Here is a 2,741-nt window from a genome sequence, read left to right on the forward strand (position 1 = left end):
AACCGGGACCCGGAACCCGGGACCCGGGAATCGTCAACCGTTATTCATCGCTCGTCCCCTACTTCAGCACGAGGCCCCTGGGCCTCGAGATCTTCTCCCAGGAGAGGTCCCAGTACCATGTGATGATCGGGATGACGACAAAACCCACCGCGGCATCCATGAGCGCCTGCGCAGGGGCGAGCTCCATGACGATCCTCGAGAGGTATATCCCGTCCGAGGAGACGTAGAGCACGACCGCGCAGACCGCCTTGTCCACCAGGCTTATGATGGCCACCCAGAAGAGCAGCCCCACCCCCTCCTGGAGCGATATCTTCGTGATGATCGCCCTGACGAAGAGGTAGACGACCACGTAGGAGAGCACCGACATGCCGAAGGGGGCGGCGGAGGCGGCATCCACGATCAGCCCGTAGAAGAGAACGACCGGTATCGCCTCCCCCCTGCCCTTGTAAAACGAGGTCACCGCGACCGCGGGGATGATGAGGTCGAACCTTATCATCTGGGTCGGCCATCCGGCGAGCACGGTCGTGGCCAGGACCACCGCCGCGACTCCGTAGAGGGCCATGAGGATGAAGAACCTCATCTATCCCTCCGCGCCCTGACGGGCCGGGATGCGCGTCTCGACGCCGATCACCACCAGCACCTCCTGCAGCTCCGCCATGTTCTCGAACGGCACGACCGTCGCGCCGGTGAAGACCCCGTACCTGGAGGTCGAGACGTCCTTCACCGTGCCTATGGGGATCCCCGGGGGGAAGACCGTGTCGAACCCGGAGGTGACCACCACGTCGCCCTCGCGGATGTCGCTGACCCTGCGCAGGTACTCCATCCTCGCGATGTAGAACCCGGGCTTGAGCTCGGTGCGCCAAGCGGTCCCCACCGCCAGCCCCCTGGCGCGGGAGCGCTGGACCATGCAGTCCACCGAGCTGTTGGGGTCGGTGAGCAGAAGGACCCTCGCGCTGCCCCTGTCCACCGTGCCCACCTTGCCGACCAGCCCCCTCGGGCCGATCACCGGCATCAGCGGCCTCACGCCGTCGGAGAACCCCCTGTCTATGGTGATGCTCTTGAACTCCGAGCGCGGGTCGTTGGCGACCACGCGCGCGACGACCGTCCTCTGCGGGAACCCCTCGCGGTAGCCGAGCAGCGCCCTCAGCCTCTCGTTCTCGCGCGAGACCTCCTCGGAGCGGAGCGCCTCCCCCTCGAGCTCTGCCACCCTCGCCGCCAGCGCGTCGCGCTCCTGCGCCGCCCCCACCAGCGCCACGTAGCCGTCCCACGCGCCGCCGATCGAGCGGGCGACCCGGCTCGCCAGCCACTGCGGAGGCTCGACGAGGTTCGAGACCGCCTCCTGGTACCACGGGGCCCTGCGCATCTTCATCGAGCTGAGCGAGAAGAAGACGAGCGAGAGGAATATGGGGACGAGGAACGGGAGGAATCTGATCTTTCTCGCCAGAAAGGGCATATGAAAAAACCTCGATGGCCGGCCCCCGATGCCCTCTCCGCTTCGAGGACGAAGGCCCCTCCATCGAGGATCCGGCACAGAGAACGGGCCAGGTCAGTTTACCGTTATCCCCCTGAAGACGTCGAGCCTCTCCAGCGCCTTTCCGGAGCCCAGCACCACGCAGGAGAGGGGATCGTCGGCGACCCTCACCGGGAGCCCCGTCTCCTCGCGCAGCAGGATGTCGAGGTTGCGGAGCAGAGCGCCGCCGCCGGTCAGGACTATGCCGCGGTCCACGATGTCGGCGGAGAGCTCGGGCGGCGTGCGCTCGAGCGTTATCTTCACCGCCTCGACGATCGCGTTCACCGGCTCGACTATCGCCTCGCGGACCTCCTCGGAGTGTATCTCGAGGGTCTTGGGGACGCCGGCGACCAGGTCGCGACCCTTTATCTCCATGGAGCGGATCTCGCCGTCCGGGTAGGCGGTGCCGATGGCGATCTTCACCGCCTCGGCGGTGCGCTCGCCTATGAGCATGTTGTACTTGCGCTTGATGTAGTGGATGATCGCCTCGTCCATCTTGTCGCCCGCTATGCGGATCGACTTCGAGAAGACGATGCCGGCGAGGGAGATGACCGCGACCTCGGTGGTGCCGCCGCCGATGTCCACGACCATGTTGCCCGACGGCTCGGTGATCGGGAGCCCCGCGCCGATGGCCGCGGCCATCGGCTCCTCGATGAGATACACCTCGCGAGCGCCGGCGGTCTCCGCCGACTCGCGCACCGCCCTCTTCTCCACCTCGGTGACGCCGAACGGAATGCAGACGATGATGCGCGGCCTGATGAGCGTCTTGCGGTTGTGCGCCTTGCGGATGAAGTAGCGCAGCATCGCCTCGGTGACCTCGAAGTCGGCGATGACGCCGTCCTTCATGGGGCGGATCGCCTCTATCGTGCCGGCGGTGCGGCCGAGCATCTCCTTGGCCTCTTTGCCGACCGCGAGCACCCGCTTGATCCCGCGGTTGTCGCGCTGGACCGCCACCACCGACGGCTCCGCGGCTATGATCCCCTTCCCCCTCGCGTAGACGAGCGTGTTCGCCGTGCCGAGATCTATGGCCAGGTCGTTGGAAAACAAACCCAGTATGGGGTCCAGGAACATGGCTTTTTTCTCCTGAAAAAATTCCGCCGTCCCCCCGCGGGGGAGGCGCCCGAAATTTGAGCCGATCTAACAGAGCCCCCCGGAAAGATCAACAAAATTGTTGATTTATGCCACCCCATCGGATACAGCGCTGCCCTGCAGTTACAACCGGGGAGGGGCC

3 protein-coding genes are annotated in these 2,741 nt (G+C 65.8%); all 3 read right to left on the bottom strand.

The genetic code is table 11. The features are described 5' to 3' along the window. Window positions 1-58: 58 nt before the first annotated feature. Window positions 59-580 carry a hypothetical protein gene (locus tag JXA24_04265; GenBank protein MBN1282969.1) on the bottom strand — a complete coding sequence of 174 codons (522 nt, stop codon included), beginning with the start codon at window positions 578-580 and terminating at the stop codon, window positions 59-61. After that, window positions 581-1,453, bottom strand: a complete 873-nt coding sequence (gene mreC, locus JXA24_04270) for a rod shape-determining protein MreC (protein ID MBN1282970.1) — start codon at window positions 1,451-1,453, stop codon at window positions 581-583. 93 nt (window positions 1,454-1,546) lie between these two features. Beyond that, window positions 1,547-2,581: a rod shape-determining protein gene (locus tag JXA24_04275; protein ID MBN1282971.1), complete on the bottom strand. Its 1,035-nt coding sequence runs from the start codon at window positions 2,579-2,581 to the stop codon at window positions 1,547-1,549. Between the last annotated feature and the right edge of the window lie 160 nt (window positions 2,582-2,741).

The sequence above is a fragment of the Pseudomonadota bacterium genome (genome assembly GCA_016927275.1).
Taxonomy (GTDB): Bacteria; UBA10199; UBA10199; order 2-02-FULL-44-16; family JAAZCA01; genus JAFGMW01.

Coding starts and splice junctions, on each gene's coding strand:
- JXA24_04275 (MBN1282971.1), bottom strand. CDS start 2,581: ATGTTCCTGGACCCCATACTGGGTTTGTTTTCCAACGACCTGGCCATA.
- JXA24_04265 (MBN1282969.1), bottom strand. CDS start 580: ATGAGGTTCTTCATCCTCATGGCCCTCTACGGAGTCGCGGCGGTGGTC.
- mreC (MBN1282970.1), bottom strand. CDS start 1,453: ATGCCCTTTCTGGCGAGAAAGATCAGATTCCTCCCGTTCCTCGTCCCC.